The sequence below is a fragment of the Pedobacter agri PB92 genome (genome assembly GCF_000258495.1).
Lineage (GTDB): Bacteria > Bacteroidota > Bacteroidia > Sphingobacteriales > Sphingobacteriaceae > Pedobacter > Pedobacter agri.
In genome coordinates this window covers 1-6,822 of the sequence record NZ_AJLG01000218.1, presented here as the reverse complement: position 1 = coordinate 6,822, position 6,822 = coordinate 1, and the positions used below count along the sequence as shown (strand labels likewise).

4 protein-coding genes and 1 pseudogene are annotated in these 6,822 nt (G+C 39.6%); 4 read left to right on the top strand and 1 reads right to left on the bottom strand.

The genetic code is table 11. The annotated features are described in order from the left end of the window. The 4 genes and pseudogenes from ON09_RS21310 to ON09_RS21290 all read left to right on the top strand — a co-directional run. Positions 1-880, top strand: a pseudogene (locus ON09_RS21310) (SusC/RagA family TonB-linked outer membrane protein); the annotation flags it as partial. 19 nt (positions 881-899) lie between these two features. Further along, the gene (locus ON09_RS21305) at positions 900-2,480 is read left to right on the top strand and encodes a SusD/RagB family nutrient-binding outer membrane lipoprotein (RefSeq protein ID WP_029204538.1); all 1,581 of its coding nucleotides are present in this window, start codon (positions 900-902) and stop codon (positions 2,478-2,480) included. Between the two features lie 129 nt (positions 2,481-2,609). Beyond that, complete coding sequence (locus ON09_RS21300) at positions 2,610-4,169, top strand: S10 family peptidase (protein WP_010603099.1); 1,560 nt, start codon at positions 2,610-2,612, stop codon at positions 4,167-4,169. 412 nt (positions 4,170-4,581) lie between these two features. Further along, positions 4,582-5,544, top strand: coding sequence for an acetyl-CoA carboxylase carboxyltransferase subunit alpha (locus tag ON09_RS21290; RefSeq protein WP_010603097.1), 963 nt, complete (start codon positions 4,582-4,584; stop codon positions 5,542-5,544). 225 nt (positions 5,545-5,769) lie between these two features. Here ON09_RS21290 and ON09_RS21285 read toward each other — a convergent pair whose 3' ends face one another. Continuing rightward, the gene (locus ON09_RS21285; RefSeq protein ID WP_010603096.1) at positions 5,770-6,354 is read right to left on the bottom strand and encodes an REP-associated tyrosine transposase; all 585 of its coding nucleotides are present in this window, start codon (positions 6,352-6,354) and stop codon (positions 5,770-5,772) included. Positions 6,355-6,822 lie beyond the last annotated feature (468 nt).

Sequence of the window (6,822 nt, the reverse complement as noted above, 5' to 3'; positions counted from 1 at the left end):
TCGTTTAAATGTTGACTTTACCTGGTACAACAAGAATTCAAAGGATGAAATTATTGATGTGCCAACTTCAACTACAACAGGTTATAATGGTGCCGTTTTAAACATCGGTAAACTGAGAAACCGTGGTTTCGAAGGGTTGATTTCCGGCGTGGTGCTAAAAAATCAGGATTTCAGCTGGACTTCCAGTATCAATGGATCCCGTAACGATAACATGGTAATCACCTTGGCTCCAGGTACTGCATCCCAACAACTTGCCACCTCGAGAAGCAACGTTGGCTTTTTACAAAACCTTGCCGGAAAATCAATTGCTCAGATTATGGCTTATGATTTCTTATACGATGGCAACGGTAATATTGTAAAGGATACTAATGGCGTACCACAACGCGGTGAATTAAAAGATTATGGATCTGCTTACCACAAGTGGACTGCCGGATGGAATAACGAATTTAGTTACAAAGGCGTTAATCTGTCTTTTTTAATAGATGGTAAATGGGGCGGGAAAATTTTCTCTGCTACTGATTATTACGGTTATGTTTTCGGTTTACATCAGGCCACACTCGAAAATCGTGATCAATTGGGTATTAATGCGGCAAATTACTACGGCACTTATGCGAATAATGTTTCAAAACAATTCGTACAGGATGCAAGCTTCATTAAATTCCGCCAGGTAATTCTTGGTTATAATTTCCCGGCTAAAATGTTTAATAACAAAATTAAAGGCTTAAACGTAAGTTTTGTTGGGCGTAACTTATTTATCCTGATGAAAAGAACGGATAACATTGATCCGGAATCGAGTTATAATGCTACTATTCCAGGGATGGAGTTGGGTGGTGTTCCGCCAGTACGCACCTATGGTTTAAATTTAAGTGTTAAGTTATAATCCTTTAAAAGAATTGAAAATGAAAACGATCATAAAATTATACGTACCACTTTTATTATCAGGCCTAGCACTCATAACAGGTTGTACTAAAAACTTTGAAAAAATTAATACCGATCCACTATCGGTTAATCAGGAACAATATAATCCCAACTATCTATTATCAACCGCTCAGTTAAATTACACAGGGAGTGTCGATTTCGCGTATGAAACCTGGCGTGGCAACTTGATCTATGCATCTACCATGATGCAAGGCATGTCATCCGTAATCGGCTATTGGGCTGGTGATAAATACATGTTAAACGAAGGATATACTGCGGCTTACTGGGAAAAAGCTTATCCTGATCAGGTTAAATATGCAGCAGATTTAGTAGAGTTTACAAAAGGCAAAGCACAGTATAATAATGTACACCAAATTGGAAGAATCTGGAAAGCTTTGATTTTTCAACGCCTGACGGATTTATATGGCGACGTTCCATACTTTGATGCAGGAAAAGGTTATTATACCGGAAATCTTTATCCCAAATACGATGCGCAGCAAGCCATTTATACTGATTTGTTGAAAGAAGTAGATGAAGCCGGAACTGCGCTAACCGCTGGCGGCGATGCTGTAACTGGTGATTTAGTTTATGGTGGCGATGTGAATAAATGGAAACGTTTTGCAGCAAGTTTAATGTTGCGCATGGCGATGCGTTTAACAAAAGCTGATGCCACTCTAGCACAAAGTTACATTACCAAAGCAGTTGGAAAAACCATGACTGGCGATGCTGATAACGCATTATTCAAACATGATGCAAACGGTGGTAGGGTGACGCAGAACAGAGCTGCACAGGTTTTATTAGGCGATGGTGGTCAGGAGAATTATTACACCAGATGGAGCAATACATTTATTAATTATTTAAAAACAAATAACGATCCTCGTTTAAGTAAAGTAGCAGTAACAAAGTTATACTTAACTGATGTAACAAAAGCTCAAAATCCTGCGTTCATAACTACTGCAGCTGTACAAAAGGGAATGCCAAATGGAAAAGATTTAAGTGGCATTGCAGGACGAGATGTTCGTCAGGATGCTTCTTATACAGATTTTACCGATTACTCTTCACCAAATCCGGGAATGTTGAAAAGGGATGGCAATACCATTATTTTAACTTATGCAGAAACCGAATTGCTTTGGGCAGAGGCTGCGCAACGTTTCAATATTGGAGGTTCGGCAGCAACACATTACAATGCCGGGGTAACTGCTGCAATGACCTATCTTTCTCAGTTTGATCCGAGTATGGCAGTAAGTGCTGGTGATGCCGCTGTCTACCTGGCTGCTCACCCATACGTTGCCGCTAATGGTTTAGAAATGATTTCTACTCAATACTGGGCGCATACCATTACCATGTTGGATTTTTACGAAACCTGGTCGAACTGGAGAAGAACCGGTTTGCCGGCATTGGTGCCAATCGTATATCCAAATACGAATACGGGAGGCTCAATTCCACGACGATTCCCTTATCCGCTTATTGAAGGCGTTTCAAATGCAGCAAATTATAAAGCGGCATCATCTGCAGTTCCGGGTGGCGATAAATTAGTAGGAAAAGTTTGGTGGGATAAATAGAAAATAAATCCGATCCAAAAACCTGGCACTGATTTTTATCGGTGCCAGGTTTTTTTATGCGTAACATTTCTAATGTGCGTTTTGATTAGCGCCAGTTTAATTTGATATTTATGAACCAAACCCAACTTAATGAAATTTAAACTTATACTGAGCGCTATTTTGCTAACCAGTTTTCTTGGTCAGGCACAGCAAACACCAAAAAGAAATTCCTCAAAGGATGCCGCAGGTCCAACCCAGAATCCGATAAAGGAAGAGCCAAAATCAACAGGAAATGAGCGTGCCATTAAAGTAGAAAGCACGGTGATCACCAATCACTCCGTAAACGTAGATGGCAAAACCATTCCTTATAAAGCCACAACCGGCACACTCCCGGTTTGGGATGAAGATGGGAAACCAATTGCTGGCCTATTTTACACCTATTATGAAAGAAGCGATGTTTCCAATCGGGATAAAAGACCTTTGGTCATTTCCTTTAACGGCGGACCCGGCTCTGCTTCTGTTTGGATGCACATTGCCTACACTGGTCCGGTAGTGTTGAATATTGATGATGAAGGATATCCGGTTCAGCCTTACGGTTACAAAGAGAATCCATATTCTATTTTAGATGTAGCAGATATCGTTTACATCGATCCGGTAAATACAGGTTATTCACGAGCTGTAAGCAAAGATATTCCAACCAACAAATTTTTCGGTGTTCGGGCAGATATTAAGTATTTAGCCGAGTGGATTAACACTTTCGTAACGCGAAATAACCGCTGGGCGTCACCAAAGTTTTTAATTGGCGAAAGCTACGGAACTACCCGTGTTTCGGGTTTGGCTTTAGAACTTCAAAATAACCAATGGATGTATTTGAACGGAGTTGTTTTAGTTTCACCAACAGAATTAGGTATTGAACGTGGTGGCCCGGTAGAAGCGGCTTTACGCTTACCTTATTTTGCGGCAACTGCCTGGTACCACAAATTGTTGCCTCAGGATTTGCAGTCGAAAGATTTAACAGCCATGTTGCCTGAAGTAGAAACTTTTACCATTAACGAGTTAATTCCAGCCATTTCTCAAGGCGGAATGTTAAGCGCTGAAAAAAAGAAAGCCATTGCCGCTAAAATGGCCCGCTATTCTGGCCTAACTGAAAAAACAATCATAGATTACAACTTAAATGTGCCTACCAATTTCTTTTGGAAGGAACTGATGCGGGATAAGGGCTTCACTGTAGGACGTTTGGATTCTCGCTATCGCGGTATCGATAAAATGGGTGCTGGCGATGGTCCAGATTATAACGCAGAATTAACTTCATGGCTGCACTCTTTCACGCCGGCCATCAATATGTACATCCGAAACGAGCTTAATTACAAAACCGACCTTAAATACAATATGTTTGGCTCGGTTTATCCATGGGATCGCAGTGGCGATCAAACAGGCGATAACCTTCGCCAGGCCATGGCACAAAATCCTTATCTACATTTATTGGTGCAATCGGGTTATTATGATGGGGCTTGCGATTACTTCAACGCAAAATACAGCATGTGGCAGCTGGATGCTGCCGGCAAATTTCAGGACCGTATGAGCTGGGAAGGTTACCGCAGTGGGCACATGATGTATTTACGCAAAGAAGATTTGAAAAACTCGAACAATCACATTCGCGAGTTTATTAAAAAGGCATTGCCAAAAGCAGGAGAGGCAGCTAAGTTTTAACCTAAATTTCAGGTTAGCTGCAAAATTCTGAATCGTAGCTTTAATTTTTAGAAATAAAATTGATTTGAAGCGCAAAGACAGTACAACTATTCAAGTTGGTCCTGCTTTGCGCTTCAATCTTTTTGTCATTGTCACCGTAAGCTTGTCGATTGTTGCAACCAAAAGTATTTCCGCTGCAATCAGGGCTAAATCACTTCTGCTTTTTGCTGTAATCCGCAAATAGCAGAAAAGGCTTGTGTAATCTAAACCCGACCCGAGTGAATGCCCACGATTCTTCATCGTGGCAGTAACGGGGGCGGGGCTAAAAAGTCCGAAATGTGTTGTCATTGCTTTCCAAAATCCAAACCAAAAAAAGCATTTATGATAACAAGCCTGCAAACTAAAAATAATTACTTATTTTTGTGGTTCAATTATGCAGCAAATAAAAACTTCATTCGATTTTGAGAAACCTATTGCCGACTTAGTTCAGCAGATAGAAAAGGTTAAACAAGTTGCCGACAAAACTAAGGTAGATATGTCTGCCACGTTAGACGAGCTTGATGGCAAATTAGAAGAAACCACCAACAACTTATATAAAAACTTAACCGGATGGAATAAGGTTCAAATGAGCCGACACCCTGATCGTCCACAAACGCTTGATTACATCAGCATGATTTGTGATGATTTTATCGAGCTACATGGCGATAGAACGGTTAAAGATGATAAAGCAATTGTAGGTGGTTTTGCTACGGTAAATGGTCAAACAGTGATGGTGATCGGTCATCAAAAAGGTAAAAATACCAAAGAGCGCCAGTTTCGTAATTTTGGTATGGCTAATCCGGAAGGTTACCGCAAAGCTTTACGTTTGATGCGCCTGGCCGAAAAATTTAATAAACCGGTAATTTCGTTTATTGATACCATGGGTGCTTATCCTGGATTAGAAGCTGAAGAACGTGGGCAGGGCGAGGCAATTGCCCGTAACTTATTGGAAATGTCAGTACTTCGTGTACCAATCATTTGTGTGGTTGTTGGTGAAGGTGCATCTGGCGGTGCCTTAGGTATTGGTATTGGTGATAAGGTTTACATGTTGGAACATACCTGGTATTCTGTTATTTCTCCTGAATCTTGTTCATCAATTTTATGGAGAAGCTGGGATTTCAAAGAGAAAGCTGCAGCATGCTTAAAATTAACTTCTGATGATATGTTTGGCAACAAGCTAATCGATGGAATTATTCCTGAGCCGCTTGGTGGTGCACATCAAGACCCGGAATTGATGGGTAAAACATTAAAAGAATATATTGTGAGAGATTTGGCTGCTTTGGGCAAGCTTAAAACAGATAAAATGGTTGAACAAAGAATTGAGAAATTCTGTGAAATGGGTGTAGTAAACGAATAATCATTAATAAATAAATTTTAAGATCCCGCCTGGTTTTACCAGGCGGGATTTTTTATTTTATGGTAAATAGGTATTCGTATCTTACGATGAAATCGTGAAGCTATTAATGCGCTCGTTAGAAACGAGCGCAGGCACTATGGAGGTTTTTTTTGCAATAAATGCCCACGCTCGTTTCCAACGAGCGTGTAAAAAGCTAATCGTATTTTACGATATAACTTAAAGCTATTAACTTGCTCGATTAAAAAGAAAGTACCAATAGTAAACGTCTAATAATTCCACATCAATAACTCCACCTAGATTTGAATAATTTGATGCAGAACTAAAAATATAATGTTCTGGCTCAGCAACTATTCCGGCTCTTACAGGATTCTGATGGATGTAGTTTAGTTTCTGGTAAGTGAAATTATTCGAGGTCAGTTCAACGGCATGGTAACCATCTTGCCAAACTTTAAAATTTTCAATTCGTTCCAGGTATTTTCCCGCAAATGCAAACTTGTTTAGAATCCATTTTTTACGACTCTCATTTCCCTTTTTTATCTCTTCGATAATCGCTCGATTGGTGAATTTTTTAAAGTCTCTAATAATTTCAAATAATTTATTCTTCCCATTGGATGAAGCAATCAGATGAATGTGATTGGTCATTAAGCAAAAAGCAAATAACCTCAATCCCTTAGCTGACTGGCAGTATTTTAGAGAATTTACCACAATTTCCTTATAAGATTGTCGTGTAAAAATATCCACCCAATCAACTATTGTAAAAGTTAAAAAATAAATTCCGTCAGGATCTCGAGCGGTATATTGATCAGACATATATTAAAGCTAAATATATTTAATATAAAATCATAAGCTACTCATAAGATTTATATGAAATAGATACCCACGCTCGTTGCTAGCGAGCATGTAAATACTTAATCTTATTTCACGATGAAATCGTGAAGTTATTAATGCGCTCGTTAGAAACGAGCGCAAGCATCGGGTCTTCTTACGATTAAAAATGCGCACGCAAAATGCCCACGCTCGTTTCTAACGAGCGTGTAAAAAGCTAATCGTATTTTACGATAGAATCGGTAAGCTACTATTGTGCTTGTTAGAAACTAGCGCAATCATCAATAGGTGTTCGTACCTTACGATGGAATCGTAAAGCTATTAATGCGCTCGTTAGAAACGAGCGCAGGCATTGGTTCTTATTTTACGGTTAAATGCGCACGCTTAAAAATGCCCACGCTCGTTTCTAACGAGCGTGTAAAAAACTATCGTATTTTACGATAGAATCGGTAA

Excerpts from the sequence above, each read along its gene's own strand:
- ON09_RS21300 (WP_010603099.1), top strand. The coding sequence starts at position 2,610 with ATGAAATTTAAACTTATACTGAGCGCTATTTTGCTAACCAGTTTTCTT.
- ON09_RS21290 (WP_010603097.1), top strand. The coding sequence starts at position 4,582 with ATGCAGCAAATAAAAACTTCATTCGATTTTGAGAAACCTATTGCCGAC.
- ON09_RS21305 (WP_029204538.1), top strand. The coding sequence starts at position 900 with ATGAAAACGATCATAAAATTATACGTACCACTTTTATTATCAGGCCTA.
- ON09_RS21285 (WP_010603096.1), bottom strand. The coding sequence starts at position 6,354 with ATGTCTGATCAATATACCGCTCGAGATCCTGACGGAATTTATTTTTTA.